The organism is Microbacterium sp. NPDC003461, from assembly GCF_053588335.1.
In genome coordinates, this window is record NZ_JBSFPT010000003.1 from 58,417 (window position 1) to 81,904 (window position 23,488).

General features: G+C 73.9%; 15 protein-coding genes, 1 tRNA gene and 1 pseudogene. 7 read left to right on the forward strand and 10 right to left on the reverse strand.

Annotation, left to right across the window (positions count from 1 at the left end; all coding sequences use genetic code 11):
- Positions 1-40 precede the first annotated feature (40 nt).
- The 3 genes from ACWDR7_RS02470 to ACWDR7_RS02480 all read right to left on the reverse strand — a co-directional run bounded on the left by ACWDR7_RS02470 (position 41) and on the right by ACWDR7_RS02480 (position 4,393).
- A tRNA-Met gene (locus ACWDR7_RS02470) sits at positions 41-114 on the reverse strand.
- Positions 115-263: 149 nt separating this feature from the next.
- The gene (locus ACWDR7_RS02475; protein ID WP_449853357.1) at positions 264-3,173 is read right to left on the reverse strand and encodes a UPF0182 family membrane protein; all 2,910 of its coding nucleotides are present in this window, start codon (positions 3,171-3,173) and stop codon (positions 264-266) included.
- An 83-nt stretch (positions 3,174-3,256) separates the two neighbouring features.
- Positions 3,257-4,393, reverse strand: a complete 1,137-nt coding sequence (locus tag ACWDR7_RS02480; RefSeq protein ID WP_449853358.1) for a YlbL family protein — start codon at positions 4,391-4,393, stop codon at positions 3,257-3,259.
- 147 nt (positions 4,394-4,540) lie between these two features.
- Between ACWDR7_RS02480 and ACWDR7_RS02485 the strand changes: the two genes are divergently transcribed.
- On the forward strand, positions 4,541-6,100 hold the full coding sequence (locus ACWDR7_RS02485) for a zinc-dependent metalloprotease (RefSeq protein ID WP_449853359.1): 1,560 nt from the start codon (positions 4,541-4,543) through the stop codon (positions 6,098-6,100).
- Positions 6,101-6,960: 860 nt separating this feature from the next.
- On the opposite strand, the gene ACWDR7_RS02490 is transcribed toward ACWDR7_RS02485, so the two are convergent.
- Complete coding sequence (locus ACWDR7_RS02490) at positions 6,961-8,649, reverse strand: ATP-dependent helicase (RefSeq protein WP_449853452.1); 1,689 nt, start codon at positions 8,647-8,649, stop codon at positions 6,961-6,963.
- A gap of 44 nt (positions 8,650-8,693) precedes the next feature.
- Positions 8,694-9,590, reverse strand: coding sequence for an NAD(+) diphosphatase (gene nudC, locus ACWDR7_RS02495; protein WP_449853360.1), 897 nt, complete (start codon positions 9,588-9,590; stop codon positions 8,694-8,696).
- Between the two features lie 154 nt (positions 9,591-9,744).
- On the opposite strand from nudC, the pseudogene ACWDR7_RS02500 reads away from it, so the two are divergent.
- A pseudogene (locus ACWDR7_RS02500) lies at positions 9,745-10,506 on the forward strand (phosphotransferase); the annotation flags it as partial.
- Between the two features lie 386 nt (positions 10,507-10,892).
- Here the strand turns inward: ACWDR7_RS02500 and ACWDR7_RS02505 are convergent.
- Entirely contained in the window at positions 10,893-14,357 is a 3,465-nt protein-coding gene (locus tag ACWDR7_RS02505; RefSeq protein ID WP_449853361.1) for a UvrD-helicase domain-containing protein, read from the reverse strand.
- Positions 14,354-17,599, reverse strand: a complete 3,246-nt coding sequence (locus ACWDR7_RS02510; protein WP_449853362.1) for a PD-(D/E)XK nuclease family protein — start codon at positions 17,597-17,599, stop codon at positions 14,354-14,356. The genes ACWDR7_RS02505 and ACWDR7_RS02510 overlap by 4 nt, the downstream gene beginning before the upstream one ends.
- A gap of 160 nt (positions 17,600-17,759) precedes the next feature.
- Here ACWDR7_RS02510 and ACWDR7_RS02515 point away from each other — a divergent pair, with 160 nt between their 5' ends.
- Positions 17,760-17,984 carry a DUF3107 domain-containing protein gene (locus tag ACWDR7_RS02515; protein ID WP_449853363.1) on the forward strand — a complete coding sequence of 75 codons (225 nt, stop codon included), beginning with the start codon at positions 17,760-17,762 and terminating at the stop codon, positions 17,982-17,984.
- Position 17,985: 1 nt separating this feature from the next.
- Entirely contained in the window at positions 17,986-18,276 is a 291-nt protein-coding gene (locus ACWDR7_RS02520) for a hypothetical protein (protein ID WP_449853364.1), read from the forward strand.
- Between the two features lie 101 nt (positions 18,277-18,377).
- Here the strand turns inward: ACWDR7_RS02520 and ACWDR7_RS02525 are convergent, their stop codons facing one another.
- The gene (locus ACWDR7_RS02525) at positions 18,378-19,091 is read right to left on the reverse strand and encodes a ferritin-like fold-containing protein (RefSeq protein ID WP_449853365.1); all 714 of its coding nucleotides are present in this window, start codon (positions 19,089-19,091) and stop codon (positions 18,378-18,380) included.
- A 194-nt stretch (positions 19,092-19,285) separates the two neighbouring features.
- Here ACWDR7_RS02525 and ACWDR7_RS02530 point away from each other — a divergent pair, with 194 nt between their 5' ends.
- The 3 genes from ACWDR7_RS02530 (at position 19,286) to ACWDR7_RS02540 (ending at position 22,180) form a co-directional block, all read left to right on the forward strand.
- Positions 19,286-20,731, forward strand: a complete 1,446-nt coding sequence (locus tag ACWDR7_RS02530; protein ID WP_449853366.1) for a DEAD/DEAH box helicase — start codon at positions 19,286-19,288, stop codon at positions 20,729-20,731.
- A gap of 20 nt (positions 20,732-20,751) precedes the next feature.
- The gene (locus tag ACWDR7_RS02535; protein WP_449853367.1) at positions 20,752-21,246 is read left to right on the forward strand and encodes a DUF2087 domain-containing protein; all 495 of its coding nucleotides are present in this window, start codon (positions 20,752-20,754) and stop codon (positions 21,244-21,246) included.
- Positions 21,247-21,333: 87 nt separating this feature from the next.
- Positions 21,334-22,180 (forward strand): IS5 family transposase gene (locus tag ACWDR7_RS02540; protein WP_233449959.1). Its coding sequence is split into 2 segments (ribosomal slippage): positions 21,334-21,639 and positions 21,641-22,180, totalling 846 coding nucleotides; the frame shifts between segments, so codons are not numbered across the junction.
- Here the strand turns inward: ACWDR7_RS02540 and ACWDR7_RS02545 are convergent.
- On the reverse strand, positions 22,161-22,490 hold the full coding sequence (locus tag ACWDR7_RS02545; RefSeq protein ID WP_026095586.1) for a hypothetical protein: 330 nt from the start codon (positions 22,488-22,490) through the stop codon (positions 22,161-22,163). The genes ACWDR7_RS02540 and ACWDR7_RS02545 overlap by 20 nt on opposite strands.
- Positions 22,491-22,553: 63 nt before the next feature.
- Positions 22,554-23,411, reverse strand: a complete 858-nt coding sequence (locus tag ACWDR7_RS02550; protein WP_449853368.1) for a PHP domain-containing protein — start codon at positions 23,409-23,411, stop codon at positions 22,554-22,556.
- Positions 23,412-23,488 lie beyond the last annotated feature (77 nt).

Sequence of the window (23,488 nt, forward strand, 5' to 3'; positions counted from 1 at the left end):
AGCAGAAGGCCCGGATCCAAGCGGATCCGGGCCTTCTTTGTTGCGGGGGCAGGATTTGAACCTGCGGCCTCCGGGTTATGAGCCCGGCGAGCTACCGAACTGCTCCACCCCGCGGCACAAGAGACAAGCCTAGCACGGGTTTTCGGAGTGCGCCAATCGGGCCCGATCCCCCACCGGGTGAGACAGCAACTGCGCGCCGAGACGGTGGTCAGAAGCCACTGTCTCGGCGCGCAGATGCTGTTTCGCGGAGGGTCGGACGAGGGTTATTCCTCGGTGCCCTCCGGGGCCGCCTCGAGGTCGAACAGGCGCTGCAGGGCGTCCATGAGGCGCTCGTCGGCCTCGGCATACGCGACCATGTCGCCCTCCTCCAGCGCGGCGTTCTTCGCCTCCAGTGCCTCCGCGGCGTCCGCGAGGGCGGCCTCGCGGGCCTCCGCCTCGGTCGGGTCGGCCGTGCCGCCCTGATCGGGATCCGTCGCGCCCTCGGTCGGATCGACGGGATCGATGTCCTCGTCGCCCGTCTCGGATCCGGAGTCTCCCCCGAATATCGCGTCCAGCGCTTCGGCCAGGGTGTTCTCGAAGGCGATCTCGTCGCCGAACGCCACGAACACCTTCTGCAGGCGCGGGAACGACGTGCCGGTCTTCGACTGCACGTACACCGGCTCCACGTACAGGAAGCCGCCGCCGACCGGGAGGGTCAGCAGGTTCCCGAGCACGAGCTCCGAGTCGCCGATCTGCAGCTGGTTGCGCTCGTCGGCGCTGGCCGGGTCGGCGTTGAAGTTGTTCTGCATCTGGCCGGGTCCGGCCACGGTCGTGTCGCTCGAGACCTCGAGGAGCCGCAGCTCGCCGTAGCCCTCGCGCTTCGCGCCCGGCTCGGTGCCGGCGTCCGCATCCACGGAGAGATAGCCGAGCAGCACGTTGCGGCTGTTCTCGCCCGTCCCCGGCGGGATGAACGACGTGAACAGCGAGTACGACGGCTCGTCCTGATCCGGCATCCGCATCGTCAGGTAGTACGGCGGCTGCTTGACCGCGTCGTCCTGAGGATCGGCGGGCGTGGCCCAGATGTTGTCGCGGTTGTAGAAGCTGGCCGCGTCCTCCACGTGGTAGGTGCCGAGCATGGCGCGCTGCACCTTGAACAGGTCGGTCGGGTAGCGCACGTGGCTCATGAGCTCGCTGCTCATCGCGTCGAGCGGCTCCACCGTGGCGGGGTACACGTTCTGCCACGCCTGGAGGACCGGGTCCTCCTCCTCCCACGCGTAGAGGGTGACGGACCCGTCGTACGCGTCGACGGTCGCCTTGACCGAGTTGCGGATGTAGTTGATCTCGTCGATCAGCAGCTGCGGCTGGGGCACGTTCGAGTCGCTGATGGCGTCCGACAGGCTCACGGTCGACGAGTACGGGTACGAGGCGCTCGTCGTGTACGCGTCGACGATCCACACGACGCGGCCGTCGACGACGCTCGGGTACGGGTCGCTGTCGATCGTGAGGTACGGCGCCGCCTTCTGCACGCGGGTGGCCGGATCGCGGTCGTAGAGGATCTGCGACTCCTCGTTCACGTACTGCGAGAGGAAGATCTCCTCCGACTGGAACTTCAGCGCGTACACGATCTTGTTCAGCAGGTTGCCGACGCTCGGCCCGCCCTCGCCCTCGAACGTCGTGCGGGTCTGGTTCGACTCGTCCCCGCGCGCGTAGTCGAGCTCGCGCGGCTCGGCGCCCTCCGGCGCCCCCACGATCGAGTACTCGGGCGAGCTCTCGCCGAAGTAGATGCGCGGCTCGTAGTCCATCTCGGTGAACACGCCGGTCGAGGGGATGCCGTTCTCGAGGAAGACGGGACCGCCGTCGGCCGTGCGCTCGTTGCCCTTCATGGCCACGAGCCCGTAGCCGTGGGTGTAGACCGTGGCGATGTTCTCCCACGTCTGGCTCTCGAGCTGACCCTGGTTCAGCTCGCGGACGGCCACGACGGTGTCCTGGGACTCGCCGTCGATCTCGTAGCGGTCCACGTCGAGGTTGGGCTGGAAGGAGTAGTACGGGAACCGCTGCTCGAGCTGGCGGACCGTGGGGCTCACGACGCCCGGATCCATCAGACGCAGCGAGGCGGTCGTCTCGGCGTCGTCGCGCAGCTGACCGGCCTCGGTCGTCGTCTCGGCCCGGTACTCCGTGGTGCTGATGTCGTCGATTCCGTAGGCCTCGCGCGTCATGTCGACGTTGCGCTGGTAGTACTCGCGCTCCATCGACAGCTGGTTCGGCTGCACCTGGATGGTGTTGACGACCCACGGGTAGCCGATGCCCACGACGAGCGCCGTGACGAGCAGCAGCGCCGTGCCCGCCAGCGGCAGGCGCCAGCGGCCGATGATCGCGGTGACGATGAACAGGGCGGCCACGACGATCGCGGCGATGGAGAGGATCGTCAGACCGGGGATCTGCGCGTTCACGCCCGTGTAGCCGGGACCGGTGATGCGGTCGTTCGGCGCCACGAGGGTGTTGAAGCGGTCGAGGAACAGGCTCACGGCCTGGAGCAGGATGTAGACCGCGGCCGTGACCGCGATCTGGATGCGCGCCGGCTTCGAGATGCGCAGCTCGCCCTGGCCGATGCGGACGGAGCCGTACAGGTACGACACGATCGCCGTCATCACGAAGCTGAGCAGCACGGCGGCGGAGGCGAACGCCACCACGCCGGTGTAGAACGGCATGGCGAACATGTAGAAGCCCGTGTCGATGCCGAACTCGGGGTCGACCTCGCCCGTCGACACGCCGTTGAGCCACAGCGCCGCCGACTCCCACTGCGCCGAGGCGGCGAAGCCGGCGAAGAAGCCGAAGAACACGGGGATGCCCCACATCGCGAGGCGACGCAGCGGCTCGACGACCTCCTGGTAGCGGTCCAGCTGCGAGCTGAGGCGCGCGTACACGGGCCGCATCCGGTAGGCGAGGAAGATCGACGCCCAGATCGGCGCGGCCATGCCGACGAAGCCGATCACGAACATCAGCGCCCGCCCCGTCCACTGCGTCAGCAGCACGGAGTCGAATCCCAGCTGCTCGTACCAGAGGAAGTCGGCGTAGAGCGTCGCGAAGACGAAGAACGCTCCGACGAGCGCGGCGATCACGACGAGCGAGATCGTCACCACGCGTCGGAAGGGACTGGGAGCTGTGGCCGGCGTCGGCGCTGAGGTCGAGGTCACCCTGCCATCCTAGGCGGGCCGAAACGGCCGGGGGCACGAGCCGGGCACCCCGACGCGGATACGGGGGATTCCCCCAGGGCGGATCAGCCGGCGGTGCAGGACGGAAGCCCGTCCGCGTCGCCGTCCGCGATCGCCTCGACCGCGTCGACGGCCTCGTCGAGCGTCGCGATCGACACGACGGTCAGCCCGTCCGGCTCGTGCCCCACGACCTGGTCGCAGTTGTCGCGCGGGGCGAGGAACCACTCGGCGCCCGCGGCGCGCGCACCGTGCAGCTTCTGGCGGATGCCGCCGATCGGCCCGACCTCGCCCGCGCCGTCGATCGTCCCGGTGCCCGCGATGTCCTCGCCGCCCGTGGCCTCCCCCGGCGTCAGCACGTCGATGATCCCCAGCGCGAACATCGTGCCGGCGCTCGGGCCGCCCACGTTGTCGAGCTGGATGTGCACGTCGACGGGGAAGTCGTCGTAGTCGGTCGTCAGACTCACGCCGATCGCCCATGCCTCCGCGCCGTCGATGACCGCCCGGGTCGGCGTGATCTCGGCCGCGCCCGGCTCGCCGTCGCGCAGGTAGCCGATCTCGATCGGCTCGCCCTCGCTCGCCTGGATCAGCTCGCGCAGCCGGGTGACGTCGGTCACGTCCTCGCCGTCGGCGGTCGTGATCACGTCGCCCTCGCGCAGCGCGCCGCGCGCGGGCGATTCGTCGGTGAGCGAGACGACCTGGATGCGGGAGCCGATGTCGTAGCCGAGCTGGCGCAGCGCGGCCGCCGTGGCGTCGGCCTGGGAGTCGACCATGAGCATGGCGTTCTGCTCGGTGCGCTGCTCGCTCGTCGTGCCCCGCGGGAAGACCGAGTCGAGCGGCACGACGGCCTTCGACGGGTCGAGCCAGGCCGCGGCGAGCTGGATCCAGCGGGGCGTCCACTCGCGGTTGCCGACGACCTGCACGGTGGTGAGGTCGAGGCTGCCGCCGGTCTCGTAGGTCTCGGCGCCGTCCACCTCGATGAGCGGCACGTCCTCGCCCTCGGCATTCTGCGCCGTGCCGATCGTGTTGTAGACCGGCCCCGGCTGCTGGATCACGTACGCCGACGGCATCAGGGTCAGCGCGAAGAGCACGACGAGCGCGATCGCGAGCGACACGGCTCCGATCGCGGTGCGTCGCGGCATCCGCCTGAGTGCCGACAGCGGGGTGGGTCGGGGCTGCTCCCCCGGCTCGTCGAACAGGCTCACGCGCGTGCCATCTCCCTGTGGTTCGTGGCCGTTCGCGCCGGGCGTAAGGCGGATGATCCGCCCGACGTGCCGGGCGACGACGGCGCGACTAGCGTAGAACGCATACCTTCTGGCCGGCTGATACGGCGCACACGAGAGGCGGCTGACGTGTCCCAGGACGATCCCCGACCGGATGACGACCTGCCCGAGTTCCTGCGGCGGATGTTCGAGGGAATGCCCGGCGGCCTTCCCGGCGGCTCCCTCGATCCCGAGCAGCTGCGGCGGCTCTCGGAGGCGATGGGCGACGGCGCGGGCGGCATGCCGTTCGACCCCGCCATGCTGCAGCAGATGATGCAGCAGATGCAGCGCGCGTTCGCCTCGGCGGGCGACGGCATCTCGTGGGACGCGACGAGGCGCAGCGCGCTGCACATCGCGAACCAGGACGGCAGGGGCGTGACCGACGGGCAGCGCACCGACCTGGACCAGGCCTTCGCGCTCGCGAACCTGTGGCTCGGCGAGGCGACGGCGATCTCGGAGCTCACGGAGACCCCGCACGCCATCACCCGCGGCGACTGGGTGGAGCTCACGCTGCCCGTGTGGCAGGAGCTCGCCGAGCCCGTGGCCACGAGCATCGCCGACGCACTCATCGAGGCGCTGCGCACGCAGTCGCCCGAGGAGCTGCGGCCCCTGCTCGAGGGTGCGGGACGGCTCATCCGCGGCATCGGCGGCCAGCTCTTCGCCGCGCAGTTCGGCCAGGTCATCGGCCGCCTCTCGCTCGAGGTGATCTCGGGCGGCGACGTGGGCGTGCCCGTCATGCCGGCCGGCAGCGCCGTGATCCTGCCGCAGAACTTCGCCGACCTGGGCCGCGGGCTCGAGATCCCCGACGACCAGCTCGCGATCTACGTCGCGGCGCGCGAGCTCGCGCACGCCCGCCTGTTCCGCCACGCCAAGTGGCTGCGCCTGCAGGTGATCGCGCAGGTGACCGAGTACGCCCGCGGCGTGGACATCGACGTGGAGCGGCTCGAGGAGCTCGCCTCGCGCTTCGACCCGCAGGACCCCGGCGAGCTGCGCGACGCGCTGCAGAGCGGCGCGCTGCTGCCCCAGCAGTCCGAGGCGCAGCGGCTCGCGCTCACGCGGCTCGAGAACCTGCTCGCCCTCATCGAGGGCTGGGTGGACGTCGTCACGGCCGACGCGACGAGCCGCATGCCCGATCTGGAGCGGATCGCGGAGACGATCCGCCGGCGCCGCGCGGCCGGCGGTCCGGCCGAGGACGCGCTCGCCGCGCTCGTCGGCCTGCAGCTGCGCCCGCGCCGCCTGCGCGAGGCCGCCGCCATGTGGCGCGCCGTCACCGAGGCGGTCGGCGTCTCGGCGCGCGACGCGCTGTGGGACTACCCCGACCTCATGCCGCAGGCGGAGGACATCGACGACCCGTCGGGGCTCATCGCGCGGCTCGAGGCGAAGGCGCGCGGCGACGAGCCGGAGCCCGACGAGATGGACGCCGCGCTCGCGCAGCTGCTGGCCGACGCCGAGCGCGGCGAACCGGGATCGGCGGAGCCGCGGGCAGAGGGCTCGGGCGACCGGGGCTCGGGTGACGACGGCTCGCGTAACGAGGGCTCGGGCGACGGCGGCTCGGGTGACGGGGGCTCGGGTGACGACGGCTCGGGTGACGGTGGCGACCGCGGCCAGGGGCCCGACGGCGAGGGGCCCGAGGCGCCGCGCGCGGTCTGAGGTGCGAACCGCGGGCCGGCGCGGACGCGCGCGGCGCGCGGCTCGCTCCCAGGCGCACGGATCGGGGCCGTCCGCGATCCGCTCTGTGGATAACGCCCCGCGGGCCCCGTGACGGCGACAGAATCGCGGCATGACCCCGCTGCGACTCGATCCGGCTCACGTGCCCCTCTGGCGCGACGCGTCGACGCTGCAGCTCGGCCGCGAGGGCACCGTGGTGCTGCGCGACCCGGCCCCGTGGCAGGAGCGCATCGTGGCCGAGCTCGAGCGCGGCACCGAGCGCGCCCACCTCGAGCGCCTGGCCGCGGCCCTGCGCGTGCCGCGGGAGGCGCTCGACGCCCTGCTCGACCGCCTCTCGCCCGTGCTGCGCCGCTCGGGCGACCCGCGGCGCGTGGCCGTGATCGCGGCCGACCGCTTCCCGGAGCGCGCCGTGGGCGACGTGCTCGACGGCCTCGAGGGCAGCGGCTGGGAGCCGTCGTGGGTGGCTCCGGGCGAGCCGCCCGTCGCGGTGCGGGACGGCCGGATCGAGCCGATCCCGGTCGTCCTGCTGGCCGCGCACGCGGCCGCGCCGCACCAGTGGGCGCCGCTGCAGCGCGCCGACGCGCCGCACCTGCCGCTCGTCTTCGCGGGCGGCAGGGCCGACGTCGGCCCCCTCGTCGTGCCGGGCCGCACCGCCTGCCTCGGCTGCCTCGCCGCGCACGAGCGCGACCGCGACCCCGCGTGGCCGACGCTCGTCACCCAGCTCGTCGCCCGCCGCCCGCCCGACGTCGCGCTGCCGCTGGCGATCGAGGCGGCCGCGCTCGCCGCACGTCTGCTCGACGAGCCCGTGTCGGATGCGGCCGAGGACGGCCGGTCCCGCTCCGTCAGGATCGACGCGGGGCTGCGGCGGCTGTGGCGCTCGCATCGACCGCACGCAGGATGCCTGTGCCGCCTTCTGCCCAGCGAGGCCCCGCGATCTCGGTCAGGAAGCGCGACGGCTGGCGCGCCACCCGTCCCGAACCCCGCGACCACGACAGCGACAGCGTTCGCGCGGCCCGCGTGATGCCGACGTACGCCAGGCGCCGCTCCTCGTCGATCTGCTCGATCCCGGTCGCGTACGAGATCGGCAGCAGCCCCTCCGAGAGACCCGCGAGGTGCACGTGCGGCCACTCCAGGCCCTTGGCGGCGTGGATCGTCGCGAGCGTGACGGTGCGCAGCGACGGCTCGTGGTGGTCCTTGGCCCGCGCGAGCAGCCCGTCGGCGAAGGTGCGCAGCGTCGTGCCGGGGCGTGCCTCCTCGGCCAGGCGCACGACCGCCTGGCGGGCCTCCCAGGCGTTGCGGAGGGCGCCGCCGGCCGCCGGCGGCTCGTCGGAGTGCCCCAGGCTGCGCAGCACATCGCGCACGGTGTCGACGAAGTCGTCGTGCTGCTGCGGGGCGACCGCGGCGCCGCGCAGCGCGAGCACCGCCTGACGCACCTCGGGCAGGTCGAAGAACCGGGTGCCGCCGAGCACCGTCGTGGCGATGCCGCGGGCCGCGAGCGCCTGCTGCAGCACGCCGGACTGGGCGTGCGAGCGGTACAGCACGGCGATCTCGTCGGGCCGCGCCCGCTGCAGCTGCCGCTCGATGGCGGCCGCGACGCCCGCCGCCTCCGCCGTCTCGTCCGCGTAGGCCGTCACCGTCGGCGTGGGCGAGAGCGACTCGTCGCGCGCGGGCACGAGCGTGAGGGCCCCCGGCCGGCCGCGCATGAGCGCGTTGGCCGCGTCGATGACCGAGCGGTCCGAGCGGTAGTTCCGCTCCAGTCGCACGACGGTGGCCCCCGGGTGGCGCCGCTCGAAGTCGAGGAGGAAGCGGGCATCGGCACCGGCGAAGGAGTAGATCGTCTGGCTCGCGTCGCCCACGACGCACAGGTCGCGGCGCTCGCCCAGCCACAGCTCGAGCAGCCGGTTCTGCAGCGGCGAGACGTCCTGGTACTCGTCGACCGTGAAGTGCCGGTACTGCTCGCGCACCGCTGCGGCCACGCGGGGCTCCGCCTCGAGCATGCCGGCGCACGCCAGCAGCACGTCCTCGAAGTCGAGCTGGCGGCGCTCGTCCTTCAGCGCCTCGTACGAGCGCATCAGCGCGACGAGCGCGTCGGGACCGATCGATCCGACCCGGCGCTCCAGCCGCGCGTACTGATCGATCGAGCGCATCGTGATCTTGCGCCACTCGATCTGCGAGGCCACGTCGCGCAGGGTGGCGGTGTCGGGCTTCAGCCCCACGCCGTCGGCCGCGTGGGCGAGCAGCCGCACCTTGTTGTCGATGATCTTCGGCGCCACGTCGCCGGCCACGGTGGGCCAGAAGAAGTTCAGCTGCGCCAGCGCGGCCGAGTGGAACGTGCGCGCCGCGACGCCGTCGACGCCGAGCGCGCGCAGGCGGCCGCGCAGCTCGCCCGCGGCCTTCGTCGTGAAGGTGAGGGCCATCACGCGCGGGGGCGAGTACTCCCCCGTCTCCACGCCGTACGCGATGCGATGCGTGATGACGCGGGTCTTGCCGGCGCCGGCGCCGGCGAGCACGGCCACCGGCCCCCGGAGCATCTCGGCGGCCTCGCGCTGGCGCTCGTCGAGCGCGTCGAGGGCGCTCACGCCGCGCCCCCGGCGCGCTCGACCCACTCTCGGATCAGGCGGTGCGCGATCGAGACGCGGCCGGGGAGCCCCACGCCGCGGCCCGCGAGCCCCTCGCGGATCTCGTCTCGCGTGAACCAGCGCACGTTCACGATCTCGCTGCCGTCGGCGCGGGCCTCGCCGTCCGCGACCGCGCGGGCGTGGAAGCCGAGCATGAGCGAGCGCGGGTACGGCCAGCCCTGGGATCCCGCGTAGCGCACGTCGCGCAGGCGCACACCGGCCTCCTCCGCGATCTCGCGGCGGATCGCCGATTCGAGCGATTCGCCCGCCTCCACGAAGCCCGCGAAGCACGAGTGCATGCGCCCGCCCCACGCCGCATTGGCGCCCAGCAGCAGCCGCTGCCCGTCCTCGCTCTCGACCGCCACGATCACGGCGGGGTCGGTGCGCGGGAACAGCCCGCGGCCGCAGCCCGTGCAGCGCCGCGCCCACCCGGCCAGCGTCACCGGCGCGGGCGAGCCGCAGGCGGGGCAGAAGCCCTCGCCGAGGAACCGCCCGAGGCTCACCCCCACGACGAAGGCCTCGGACTCCGCGGCCGGCAGCTCCGCCCCGACCTCGCGCAGCGGGGCCCACCCGGCCGGCGCCGCCACGGGTTCCCCCTCGCCGTGCCACGCGGCCAGCAGCACGGGCGCGCCGCGCTCGTCCCGGCCGAGGAAGGCCCACTCGGCGCCGGCGGCGACCTCGTCGGGCGCCGCCCAGCCCAGCGCGGGCGCGTCGCCCTCGGCGCGCGGCGCCGCGTCCCCGCGCACGACGAGCACGCGCGCGTCGGCGTCGCCGCGCAGCTCCTCGAGGAGCCCCGGGCGATCGCGTTCCGCGGCGCTGCGCTCGATGGCTCCGGAGGGGGCGGGGCGGGGCATGCGGGACCTCTCTCGCGTCACGGGCGTGCGTGGATTCCTCGCCTGCTGTGCGACGGCCATCCATTATCGCCACACGCCCGGGGCGCCGTGCGCGGTGGCGTGCTCGCGGGCGTGGCGCGGGTGGCGGGCGCTCCGCCCGCATACCCTGAAACGCATGGCACGCTCTCCCTTCACTCTAGCGGCGGCGGTCACGGTGGCCGTGCCCGGCGCCGAGGTCGTCGCGACCCGGCCGCTGACGGCGGAAGGGGCGGGGCGATACGACGCCGCCGTCGCCACGCTGGCCGACGGCAGAGAGGTCGTCATCCGCACCCCCGTCGACGAATCGGCCGAGAGCGAGCTGGCCGCCGAGGCCGTCGCGCTGCGGGCGCTCACCCCCGGCGTGCGCGAGCTGCTGCCGGTGTCGGTGCCGGAGTACCTCGGATCGGCCGTGCTGCGGCAGGGCCGCGCCACCGCCATGACGATGCTGCCCGGCTACCAGATCGAGGCCGCCGAGATCCCGCCGGGCGAGGGCGCCGCGACGTCCATCGGCCGCACGATCGCCGCGATCCACGCCCTGCCGCCGTCGGTGGTCCGCTCGGCGGGGCTTCCCGAGCGCTCGCCCGAGGAGTCGCGCGCCGACGTCTCGCGCGTGATCGACGCCGCCGCGGCCAGCGGCCGCGTGCCGGTGCGCCTCACGGTGCGCTGGCGCACGGCGGCCGACGACGACCGGCTGTGGGCCTTCGAGTCGGCGGTCGGCCTGGGCGGCACGCAGGCGACGTCGTTCCTGTTCGGCGACGACGAGCGCGACGCGCCCGTCGTGACGGGCGTGCTCGACTGGCACGGCCTGTCGATCGACGACCCCGCCATCGACCTGCAGTGGGTGGCGTCGGCGCCCGATGCCGCGCCGCACGTGTTCTCGGCCTACGGAGCCGCGGCCCACCGCGCGCCCGACGACGCGCTCGAGGTGCGCGCCCGCCTGCACGCCGAGCTCGAGTTCGCCCGCTGGCTCCTGCACGGCCTCGAGACGCACCGCTCCGACGTCGTGGACGACGCCGCGGGGCTGCTGGAATCCCTCGCCGACGGCGTGCGCGACAACAACCTGCTCGCGGGCCTGCGCCGCGACGGCGAGACCGGCATGGACGACGCCATCGCGGTGCTGGGCCGCGTGCCCGAGAGCGCCGAGCGCGCCGCGGGAGCGGGCGGCACCGCCATGGAGACCGACGCGTACGACCCCGCCGAGCTGTCGCTCACGGGCGATCTGTCGTGGGACGATCCGGACGGCGGTGCGGCGGACCCGAGTGCGGATGCGCGGGATGCCCGGGCTCAGGAGCCGGTCGAGCCGGGCGCCACCGAGCCGATCGACGTCGCGGACCTCCACCGCTCGACGAGCTCCTCCTCCGACCAGACGTCGTCGCCGCGCAGCACGAGCTCGTCCGACACGTAGAACAGCGCCACGTCGATCCGCTCCAGCGGCACGCCGTGCCTGCGGTGGTACGCGAGCCGGTAGAGGGCCAGCTGCAGCAGGCGGTCGCGCTTCTCGGCGGCCGTGCGCGGCGCGGCGCCCGTCTTCCAGTCGACGATCTCGATGCGGTCGCCGCGGCGGTAGACGGCGTCGAGCTTGCAGATGACGATGTGCGGCGGCTCGCCGTCGCGCCCCGGCAGGGCGAAGTCGATCTCGGTCTCCACCTCGAGGGGGCGCAGCGGCGCCCACTCGCTGCGCTCGAAGATCGCCCGCAGCCGGGCCAGCTCGGCCTCGTCGGCCGCCGACATCGCCTCGCCCGCGCCGTGGCCGGGATCGGCCGCCTCGGCACCGAAGAGCTCGTCGTCGCTCTCCCACAGGGCGTCGTCGGGAGACGGGCCACGACCAACGAGGCCCGAGCGCTGCTCCACCCACTGGTGGAAGAGCGTGCCGAGCCGCGTCTGGCGATAGGGACGCTCCGGCATCGGCCGGGCGATCTGCGAGACCGTGCCGGCGAAGTCGGTCACGTAGTCCTTGAAGCGCGACGCGGGAACGCGCGTGGGCGGGCGCAGCGCCGGCGCGCTCTCGCGGCGGCGGCGCTCGTCGAGCAGCCGGCGCAGCTGCGGCGTCGGCTCGGCGGGCTCGCCCGCCTGGGCCGCGCGGACGCGCGCCGCGGCCCCCTCGACGGGTGCGCGCCGGGCGCCGAGCGGGTCGAGCGGCCACTGCAGCGTGCCGCCCTCGCCCTCGTAGGGGTTCTCGTCGGCGTCCGGCGGCTCGATGGGCGGCAGGCCGAGCTCGTCGATCACCTCGATCAGGTACGTGCTGGGGTCGCGCGGCTTGGACTGCCCGGCCCACGACGAGCCCGTCAGCAGCAGCCGTGAGCGCGCGCGGGTGACCGCGACGTAGGCGAGGCGGCGCTCCTCCTCGAGCTGATGCTCGCGGCTGGCCGCCTTGAACGCCGCGATGGCCGCGGCCAGCTCCTTGGCCGTGCTCTCGGGCCCGGGGTGCCAGTCCAGGTGCGGCAGCGCGTCGCGATCGCCGCGGAAGGCGTAGGGCAGCTGGCCGAAGCCGAGCCAGCCGAAGGTCGTGGGCGGGCTCTTGGGCAGCTCGTCCTTGACCATGCGCACCACCGCCACGGCGTCCCACTCCAGGCCCTTCGAGCCGTGGATCGTGAGCAGCTGCACGACGCCCGGCTCCGGCGGCTCGGCCCGCGGCATGAGCTCGTCCGTCTCCTCCGCGTGCGCCAGCCAGGCCAGCAGGCTGCCGAGCGTGCCGCGCTCGTCCGCGTCGAGGAAGGCGCGCACCTCGTCGGCGAAGGCGCGCAGCTGCGTGGCGGCCACGCGGGCCGGGCCGCGCGACTCGTTCGACGCGAGCTCGACATCGAGCCGCAGCTCGAGCTCGATGAGGCGGATCAGCTCGGGGATCGGCTGCCCGGCGGCCCGGCGCAGCCGCTCGAACACGCCGGCAGCCTCGCGCAGGCGCGCCCTGCCCTCGGGCGTGATCGCCTCCAGCAGGCGGTAGTCGTCCGGCACCGAGCGCACGAACTCGAGGGCGTCGATGATCGAGACCTGCTCATCGGCTCCCGACGACGCCCGGATGCGCTCGAGCAGCTCGTCCGACAGCGGCACGAGCGCGCCGTCGCGGCGCGACAGCGTGGTGGCGAGGTCGTACAGGGCCGCCATGTCGGCCACGCCCACGCCGAAGCGGGGGCCGACGAGCAGCCGGATGAGCGACGAGCCCTGCGTGGGGTCGTGCACCACGCGCAGGGCCGCGACGACGTCGGTGACCTCGGGGGTGGCGAGCAGGCCGCCGAGCCCGAGGATGCGGTGCGGGATGCCGCGGCGGTCCAGCGCGTCGGCGAACGTCTGCATGTGCTTCTTGGCGCGGAACAGGATCGCGCCCGTGTGCGGCCTCTCGCCCGCATGGGCCGCGCGCACCTGCGCGAACCACTCCGCGACGGCGTCGGCCTCCTCGTCGACGGTGCCGGTGAAGCGGTGCTCCACGCGACCCTCCCCCACACCCGGCCGGTCGCGCAGCGGCTCGACGGGCAGCCGGCCCGGCCGCCGCAGCGGTTCGAGCAGGCGGTTGGCCGCGCGCAGCACGGCGCTGTCGTTGCGCCAGCTGATCATGAGGTCGTAGCGCGCCGCCGGCACCTCGGCCGCGAACGCCGCGGCGAACGCGTGCAGGTTGTCGGCGCTCGCGCCGCGCCACCCGTAGATCGACTGGTTGGGGTCGCCCACGGCCATCACGGGCGCGTCGCGGAAGACGGTCGACAGCAGCCGGGTCTGGATGACGGAGGTGTCCTGGTACTCGTCCAGCAGCACCACGCGGTACTGCTCGCGCAGCTCGCGGCCCACCTGCGGCGCCCCCTCGATGATCTCGAGCGCGCCCGTGACCTGGTCGGCGAAGTCGAGCACGCCGCGCCGGTCCTTCTCGGCGCCGTACTCGCGCACGAGCTCGAGCAGCCGCGGCAGCGCGCGCAGGTTGTCGCACGCCTTCTCGATGTCGCCCTTGGTGGCGCGCTGCCGGTTCGCGAACGGCTCCATGCGCTCGGCGAGCTCGGCCGCGTGCCGCGCCACCGCGTCGAGGTCGGCGCGGTGGTCGAGCGCGTCGCCGGCCAGCCGCTGCACGGCCTCGACGATGGTGGACAGGGCCGGATCGATCTCATCGAGCCCCGCCTCGTCGGCCCGCATCACGACGGCGCGGCTGAGCAGCCACGACGCCGACTGCGACAGCAGCGCGGCCTCGGGATCGCGGCCGATCCGCGCCGCGTGCTCGCGCACGATCGCGTCGGCGAAGGCGTTGTAGGTCGCCACGCGCGGCCGCTCGAGCAGGCCGGCCACGCCCGAGGCGCGCGACGGATCCCAGCCGGTGCCGTAGGCGGCGGCGAGTTCGTCGAGCACGGCCCGGCGCACGGCGCGCTGCGCCTCGGGCGCCGCGGCGGCGATGCGCTCGAGCGCGCCGGAGGCGACGATCTCGGGCAGGTGCGGCAGCAGGCCGCGCTCGTCGAACTCGCCGATCCGCTGCAGGCGCGCGCCGATCCGCTCGGCCAGCTCGCCCGCCGCCTTGCGCGTGAAGGTGAGGCCGAGGATCTGCGAGGCCTCGACGTGGCCGTTGGCGACGAGCCACACCACGCGCCCGGCCATCGTCTCGGTCTTGCCGCTGCCGGCACCGGCGACGACGAGCGCCGGACCCGCGGGCGCCTCGATGACCTCGCGCTGCGCGGCGGTGGGCGTCGGCTGCCCCAGCGCGGCGGCGATCACGTCGGCCGACAGCGCGAGCGGGCCGGTCCACGCCGGCGCCGCGGCGGCGATCGCGGGCGCGGTCACGAGGCGCTCACCGCCTTGACGGTGTGCGGGCGGCACAGCGTGGGCCGGTGCGAGCCCCGGCAGTGCACGTCGAGGTTGGCGGTGAAGCCGGCGGCCGACATGCCGCGCGCGGCCTCGGTGACGCGGCGCAGGAAGGCGGCGCGCGCCTCGGGACCGAGCGCGGGCTGGTGCGCCACGCGGTACGCCGACTTCGCGGTCTTCTGCGAGACGACCACGAGCCGCGCCCCCGCGAGCGAGCCGGGTGGGGCTCCGGGCACGAGGCCCGCCTCGACGGCGAGCTGATAGGAGGCCAGCTGCGCGTCCTCGACGACCTTCGCGTCGGAGGTGCGGTCCTCGTACTTGCCCGTCTTCAGATCCGCGATCACCACGGCCTCCGCGGCCGCGCCGTCCGCCGGGCGCGTGGCGACCCATCCGCGGCCGCGCGCGTCGGCGTGCTCGCCGCCGCCGGCGGGGTACGCCTCGACGCGGTCGATGATGCCGCTCAGCAGCGCGTGCGGGCCGAGGTCGGGCGCCTGCTCTCCCTCGGGGATGCCGACGACGCGCGGCTCGTCGTCGAGCGTGACGGCGAGGCGGAAGCGCGCCTCCGCCGCGACGGGCCGGCCGCCCTCGTGGTGCACGTGCCGCAGGTAGCGATGCAGGCGCTCGACGTACTCCTCGGCGCGCCGGCGCTCCTTGCGCTCGATCCAGCCGGCCTCGAACTCCAGCTCGCCCCAGCGCGCGTCGAGCACGCCGCGCATCGTGCCGAGGTCGCCGTCGGGCGCCGCCTCGAGCGCCGCGTGCAGGATCGTGCCGATGCCCGCCGACGGCGCGCCGGCGGTGTCGCCGCCGAGCGCGCGGATCGCCCAGTCGAGCCCGCACGCCTCGAACGTCTCCATGCGCGACGGCGAGACGCGCACCGGCCGCGCGTCCGGATCGACGAGGGGGGCGGTCGTGGAGGGGCCGCGCACGCCGTACCACTGCGCCGGGTCGGCGCCGGGCACGCCCTCGCCGGCCAGCACCGCGAGCTGCGCGGCGGCGTGCTCCTTCGCGGCATCGGGGGCGGCCGACGTGAGCGTGCGGCGGTGCCGCGCGACGAGCCCGCGCAGCGTGAGCGGATGCTCGATCGGCTCGGCCGCCTCGTCCTCCGGAGGCTCGGGCAGCAGGGTGAGCAGCGGGCTCGGGGTGGCGTCGTCGTCGTCCACGGCCGTCACGAGCAGCCGCGAGCGCGCCCGCGACACGGCCCGCACGAACAGCCGCAGCTCGTCGTGCAGCGCCGCCCTGCGGCGGTCGAGCACGCCAGCCGGCTCGGGGGCGGCGGTGCCGGATCGCGCGGCGGCGACCGCGTCGGCCAGCCGCCAGGAGTCGAGCAGGCCGCCGCGCAGCCGCACGTTGGGCCACACGCCGTCCTGCACGCCCGCGATCACGACGGCGTCGAACTCCGTTCCCAGCGCCATCGCCGGCGTCAGCAGGGTGACGGTGCCGGGGCGCTCGGGGGCGGTGAGCGCGTCCTCGGGCACGTCGCTGTCGAGGATGTCGTGGATGAACGGCTCCGGGCCCTCCCCGGGTGAGCGCTCGTTGTAGCGCTTGGCCGCGTCGAACAGCGCCACGAGGCCGTCGAGCGCGCGCCCCGTCTCGGCCGCGAGGGGCTGCGCGGAGACCGCGACCTCGTGCCACGCGCGCGACAGCCGCCGCCCGTCGGGCGTGCGGGCGCGATCCCACGCCTCCCACAGCAGCTCGTGGATCGTCGCGCCGGCGCGACCGAGCTCGTGCAGCCGGCGCAGCGTCTCGGCGAGGCGGTGCGCGGAGCGCGCCTCGGCGGTGTCGATGAACGTCAGGTGCACGGAATCGTTCAGCGCCTCGCGCAGCAGCTCGCGCGCGGGCCGCGTGCCGCCGGCCTCGAGCTCGCGGTGTCGCAGCCGCGCGCGCAGCCGGCGCGCCCCCACGCCGTCGAGCCCGCCGAACGGCGAGCGCAGGGCCTCGAGCAGCGCCTCGCCCTCGCGCTCCTCGGGTTCCGCGAGCCCCAGCCGCACGAGCTCCACGAGCTGACGAACGGCGCGCTCGCTGCCGAGGGGGCGCTGCACGCCCGCCGCCCGCGTGGGCACCTCGCGCGCGGCGAGCTCGGTCTCCAGGGCCGTGATCTGCCGCGTGTCGTGCGCGATCACCGCCATGCGCTCCCACGGCACCCCGTCGTCGAGATGCCAGGACCGCAGCGCCCACGCGATGCGGTCGGCCTCCTCGTACGGCGACGACGCGATGCGCGCCTCGACGACGCCGGGCGCCTCGACCTCCGGCCCGGGCGCGCGGCGGTGCTCCACTCGTCCGCCCGCGCCGATCTGCTGCGTCACGGCGCGCGCCAGCCGCGCGATCGCCGCGTGTCCGCGATGGTCCGCGTCGAGCACGTGCACGGGGCCGAGCACGCCCGCCAGCCGCGCGAACAGCTCGGGCGTCACTCCGCGGAAGGCGCCCGATCCGATGTCGGGGTCGCCGAAGGCGAGCACCGCGACGCCGCGGGCACGCAGGGCCGCCACCAGGTCGATCCCGCCGCGCGTCAGCTCCTGCGCGTCGTCGATGAGCACCGCGCGCAGCCGATCCAGCTCGCCCAGCGGCTGGCCGCTCGCGAGCACCTCGGCCGCCTCGCGGTACAGCTCGGCGCTGTCGCGGTGCGCGGCGCGCATGCCCGAGAGCACGTTGCGGTAGTCGCGCACGAATCCCGCCACCGCCGTCCACGTCTCCGATCCGAGCGCCTCCAGCTCCGCCGGCGCGACGCCCAGCTCGGTGAGCTCCGAGAGGAAGGCGCGCAGCTCCGAGCGGAAGCCGGCCGAGCGGCGGACGGTGGGGCCGAGGTGCGCGGGCCAGCGGGAGCGGCCCGCAGCCTCGTCCAGCTCGTCGCCCTCCAGGAGCTCGGCGATGATCCGGTCCTGATCGGCCCCCGTGAGCAGCTGGGGCGGGTCCTCGCCGCGCCGCACGGTATCGGCCCGCACGATCTGGAAGGCGAGCGACCCGATCGAGCGCGCGAGCGGGCCGGGGGTCGCCACGGCGACCCGCACGCCGAGCTCGTCGCGCAGCCGCGTGGCCGACGGCCGCGTGGGCGTGAGCACCACCACGGCCTCCGGGCCGAGGGCGGCGGACGCGAGCAGCCGCGACACGCGCTCGACGAGCGCCGTCGTCTTGCCCGTGCCCGGCGCGCCGATCACGGTGCCGGACGCGTCGGCGGGCAGGTCGATGACGGCGCGCTGCGCGAGGTCGGGGGTCTCGAGGGGCACGACTCCACGGTAGCCAGCACCGCCGACATCGCGCGGCCGCATCGCGGGGCCGCCGCCCCTGTTCGCCGTCAGCGTGCGCGCCGCCCCGCCCACGGCCGATCGCATAGGCTGACACCAGCCCGGCACCGGCCGTGGCGCGCGCGACGAAAGGCAGTCATCCGTGGAGATCCGCATCGGCATCACCAACACCGGCCGCGAGCTCAGCTTCGAGTCCGCCGAGTCGGCCGAGACCGTCAAGAAGACCATCGCCGCGGCCCTCAAGGAGGGCACCATGCACATCGAGCTCGTCGACGCGAAGGGCACGACCTACCTCGTCCCCGTCGCGAACCTCGCGTACGTCGAGATCGGGTCCGAGGGCAAGCGCCCCGTCGGCTTCGTCTCCTGACATGTACATCCTGCTGGCGCTGATCGGGGCCATCGCGCTGGGCATCGGCCTGCACTACGCGCTCCCCCACCGCGAGACGCGCGGCATCGTGCTGACCCCGGGTGTGGCGGCCCTCGTCGCCGCCGCCGTCTACGCCGCGCTGACGTGGATCGGCTGGGGCGAGGCGAATCCGTGGCAGTGGGTCGCGACCCTCGCCGCCGCGATCGTCGTCTCCGCCGCCGTCGCGGTCACCCTCGGCATCGCCCGCACCCGCCGCGACGACGCCGAGCGCCGCCGCCTCCGCATCGCCTGATCCGGCCCCCTGGTTCCCGCGAGACAGCATTCCCGCGCCGAGACAGCGTGCACACGCCACTGTCTCGGCGCGCAGATGCTGTCTCGCTGAGGAAGCCGGGATCAGGCGGCGAGGCCGAGCGCGTCCATGCGGCGCGCGTGGGCGGCCATGAGCGCCGTGAAGACCGGCTCGACGCGCTTCTCGTCGTCGAGGCCCAACCGCTCGGGCGCGAGCGCCGCGCGGGCCACGAGCAGCGTGTCGCCCACGAGGCGGCGCGCCCACATCGACAGCAGCGATCGCATCTCGTCGTCGCCCTCGATCGTGGCGCGCAGCAGCTGCTCGAGCTGATCGCGGTCGCTCGCCTCGCCGAGGATCTCCGACACCCGCCGCCCCGTCGATCCGTAGCTCGAGGCCAGCGCCAGGTAGAAGTCGTCGAGCATGCCCGCCGTGATGTACACCGACAGCATGGTCTCGCGCGGACGCGCGCCGATCGTCGCGCCGCGGAACGCGTCGAGCTGCTCGCGGAACGGCAGCATCACCTCGGTCGGATCGCCCACGCGGTCGGCGATGAGCCGCACGATCTGGCGGTGCTTGCGCAGCGCGCGGCCGGCGGCGAGCGAGAGCGCCTCCTTCTCGGCCAGCTCCGGCGTGGCGCGGATGAGGCGCGTGAGGGTCTCGAAGTAGCCCAGCTGCAGGTACGCGGCCTGGCCGAGGAACGTGGCGACGTCCGGTGCCAGCTCGGCGAAGTCCACGCGGCGCGCGTCGCCGAGGTCGCCGCGCGAGCGCAGCTTGAGGATGCGCGCGGGCGGCCGGCGCCGCCAGAACCAGTTCACCACGGAGGCGATCCTACGCGGCGGCGCCCGCGCCACGCGGATGCGCGCGCCACGCGCCGCTCAGGGGCTTCCCCGCACCGATCCCCTAGGCTGGTTCACGGCCCCGCCGACGGACGCGGGGCGCCGCGCCTGGGAATCGAGAAGGGCGTGGACCCTTCGTACGGGCGGCGCGCGCCGCCGGACAGGCTTGATTCACAGTGACCGCATTCGCCGACCTCGGTGTCGATCAGGACATCATCGACGCACTCACCGCCAAGGGCATCGCCGACGCCTTCCCGATCCAGGAGCAGACGATCCCGCTGTCGATGCCCGGACAGGACGTCATCGGCCAGGCCAAGACGGGAACCGGCAAGACCTTCGGCTTCGGCATCCCCGTGGTGCAGCGCCTGGGCCTCGACCCCGAGCCCGGCGTGAAGGCGCTCGTCGTCGTGCCCACCCGCGAGCTCGCGGTGCAGGTGTACGAGGACATGGACCTGCTCACCTCCAACCGCTCGACGAGCGTCGTCGCCATCTACGGCGGCAAGGCGTACGAGGGGCAGATCGACCAGCTCAAGGCGGGCGCGCAGATCGTGGTCGGCACGCCCGGCCGCCTCATCGACCTCGCCAACCAGCGCCTCCTCGACCTGTCGAACGCAACCGAGGTCGTGCTCGACGAGGCCGACAAGATGCTCGACCTCGGCTTCCTGCCCGACATCGAGAAGATCTTCACGCGCCTGCCCGCCAAGCGGCACACGCAGCTGTTCAGCGCGACCATGCCCGGCCCGATCCTCACGCTCGCGCGCCGCTTCATGTCGAACCCCATCCACATCCGCGCCACGGATCCGGACGAGGGCCTCACCCAGGCGAACATCAAGCACATCGTCTACCGCGCCCACTCGCTCGACAAGGACGAGATCATCGGCCGCATCCTGCAGGCCGAGGGCGTCGGCAAGGTCGTGATCTTCACGCGCACGAAGCGCGCGGCCCAGCGCCTGGTCGACGAGCTGAACGACCGCGGCTTCAACGTGGGCGGCGTGCACGGCGACATGGGCCAGGAGCAGCGCGAGCGCTCGATGGCCGCGTTCAAGGCGGGCAAGGTCGACGTGCTCGTGGCAACCGACGTCGCCGCACGCGGCATCGACGTGGACGACATCACGCACGTGATCAACCACACGATCCCCGACGACGACAAGACGTACCTGCACCGTGCGGGCCGCACCGGCCGCGCCGGCAAGACGGGCATCGCCGTGACGTTCGTGGACTGGGACGACCTGCACAAGTGGGCGCTCATCAACCGCGCCCTCGAGTTCGGCCAGCCCGAGCCCACCGAGACCTACTCGTCGAGCCCCCACCTGTTCACGGATCTGAACATCCCCGAGGGCACGAAGGGGCGAATCGCCTCCGCCCCGAAGGCCGAGCGTCCCCGGCGCCAGCCGTCCGCGCAGCGCGCGGGCGAGGGCGAGGGATCGTCGCGCCGGCGGCGCCGCCGCACGGACGATGCCGGATCGGGCGAGGGCGGCGCGGCCGCGACCGCCGAGGGCGAGAAGCCCGAGGGCGCGGGCACGCACGACGGCGCGGGCAAGGAGCACCACGACGGCAAGCCCGCCGCGGCGCGCCGCCGTCGTCGCCGCCGCTCGTCCGGTCAGGCCGCGCAGGGCGCCTGACCCGCACGCACGGAGCGCGCGTGGAGACCTGGCGGGCGATCGTCGCGGCGCTGGCGAACGACGCCGCCCGGGTGGCGTACGCCCGGATCGTCGCGGGCGACGCCGACGCCGCGTTCGAGGGGCTGAGCCCGTCGCGCCGCCGCCACGTGGCCGACACGCTCGTGGGCGCCGGCCTCGTCACCGAGGCGGACGGGCGCTGGATCGCGGACGGCGAGGTGTTCCGCGCCGCCCTGCGCGCGGCGCCCGCGCCCCCGCGCGCGACGGGCCCCGAGCGCTTCCTCGACGCGGACGGCCGCATCGCCCAGTATCCGGCGAACAAGACGGTCCGCGGCGAGCTGCTCGCCCTCATCGCCGAGCGAGCGCTGCGCCAGGGCGAGGTCGTGGCGGAGCGCGAGATCAACGAGCGGCTCGCGTCCTTCACCGACGACGTCGCCGTGCTGCGGCGCTATCTCGTCGACTACGGGCTGCTCGAGCGCACCGCCACCGGCTCGGAGTACGCGCGCCCGTCGACCTAGGGCGTGTTGATCAAGAGGTTCCGCTCCTCGGTGGGTGAGTCTTGAACGGTGACGCGACAGGAGATCTCTGACGAGGTGTGGGCCGTGATGGAGCCGTTGATGCCGACGGTGACCGGTCGGTCGCGGCCGTGGACGGATCACCGGCTCGCTATCGAGGGGATGGCGTGGAAGTACCGGACCGGTGCGCCGTGGCGTGACGTTCCGGAACGGTTCGGGAAGTGGAACTCGATCTACAAGCGGTTCAACCGGTGGGCCGGGGACGGCACCTGGCAGAAGCTGCTCACCGAGGTGCAGAAGCAGGCCGACGCCGCTGGGGAAATCGACTGGGTCGTCTCGATCGACTCCACGATCGCGCGCGTGCATCAGCACGGCGCGACCCTCGCCCGGGACACAGGGGGCTGTGCCGAATCACAAGAATCCGTGGTCCGAGCCGCCTGATCACGGGATCGGACGCTCCCGCGGCGGGCTGACGACCAAACTGCACCTGGTCTGCGACGGCCGCGGCCGGCCGCTGAGCATGATGATCACCGCCGGGAACATCAACGACACCACGATGATGAGCGCGGTGCTGGAGAACATCCGCGTTCCCCGCGACGGGAAGGGCCGCCCCCGCACCCGCCCCGACCGGGTGCTCGCCGACAAGGGGTACCCCTCAAGGGCGAACCGCGCCTGGCTCCGCGACCGGAGGATCGCGGCGACCATCCCCGAGCGGGACGACCAGATCGCGCACCGCCGCAAGAAGCCGGGCCGGCCGATCGCTTTCGGGGACAAGCAGAAGGAACGCTACAAGGGACGCAACGTCGTAGAACGCTGCTTCAACCGTCTCAAGCAGTGGCGCGGCATCGCGATGCGCTCGGACAAACTCGCCCGCAACTACCGAGCCGCCGTCAGCCTCGCCGCGGCGCTGATCTGGATCAAGACCGATCTCCGCTGAGCGCTTCGCGCTCCTGCAGCGTGCGCTCAAGCTGTCCCACCGTCGGCGCACCCGCAAAGCCGCGCTCGGTCAGATAGACCCTGCACGCCAAGTCGGCAGTGTTCCCCTGGGACGGGAACAAGTCCTGACCGTCCAGAAGAATCGTGGGCGAGCCCGCGAAACCAGAGCTCACCGCCTCAGCCTCGGTGCGGATCAACACGAACTCCACCGGAACATCGCCCCGTCCGATCGAGTCGAGCACCAGCCGTACTCGATCGCCCGCCTCCTGCCAATTCGGGCAATCCTCGATATGCAGCACCTGGATCTTCACACGCCCATTCTCCCGCGCAACTCGCGGCGGCTGGCCACCCCGCACCTTCTTGATCAACACGCCCTAGGGCGTGACGGGTTCGATCCCCGTCGCCCCGTCGATGATGCGCGCCACCGCCTCGGGCGATGTCGTGTTCTCGCCGATGCGGTTCGGTTTGCCGGCGCCGTGGTAGTCGCTCGATCCCGTGACGATGAGATCGTGCGCGGCGGCGAGCTCGCGCAGCGTCTCGCGGCCCGCCGCGGTGTTCTCGCGGTGATCGATCTCGAGTCCCCCCAGGCCCGCGCCGATCAGCTCCTCCAGCACGGGGATCGGGAGCATGCCACGGCCGGCGGGGTGCGCGATCACCGACACTCCCCCGGCCCGTGCGATCGCCCGCACGGCATCGAGCGGCGAGGGCGCATAGTGGGCGACGTAGTACGGGCTCGCGGGGTGGAGCATGTCGGCGAACGCCTCCTCGCGGCTCGGCACGATGCCCTTCGCGATGAGCGCGTCGGCGATGTGGGGGCGGCCCACGGTGGCATCGCCCACGCGCTGCGCGAGCACGTCGTCCCACGCGATGTCGTAGTCGCGCGCCAGGTTGCCGACGAGGCGCTCGGCGCGCCCGATCCGGTCCTCCCGCACCCGCTGCATCATCGCCGCCAGCTCGGGAGCCGCCGGATCGAACAGGTAGGCGAGCACGTGCACGCTGCGCCCGCGGTGCTTCGCCGAGACCTCGGCCCCCGGCAGCAGCGTCATGCCGAGCGACGCGGCGGCGTCGGCGGCCTCGTCCCACCCGATCGTCGTGTCGTGGTCGGTCAGCGCGATCGTGCGCATCCCCGCCGCGTGCGCCGCGACGCACAACGCGGCGGGCGGCTCCGTGCCGTCCGAGCAGGCCGAGTGCAGGTGCAGATCCGCGGGCCCGGCCGCTCGTTCATCGCCCATTCCCCCGATGGTAATGCGGGCGGCGCGGGCCGCCGATCCGATGGCGCGCGGCCACGCGGCACACGGTCGACATCCGC

Coding starts and splice junctions, on each gene's coding strand:
- ACWDR7_RS02550 (WP_449853368.1), bottom strand. CDS start 23,411: ATGGGCGATGAACGAGCGGCCGGGCCCGCGGATCTGCACCTGCACTCG.
- ACWDR7_RS02520 (WP_449853364.1), top strand. CDS start 17,986: ATGTACATCCTGCTGGCGCTGATCGGGGCCATCGCGCTGGGCATCGGC.
- ACWDR7_RS02490 (WP_449853452.1), bottom strand. CDS start 8,649: ATGCTCCGGGGGCCGGTGGCCGTGCTCGCCGGCGCCGGCGCCGGCAAG.
- nudC (WP_449853360.1), bottom strand. CDS start 9,590: ATGCCCCGCCCCGCCCCCTCCGGAGCCATCGAGCGCAGCGCCGCGGAA.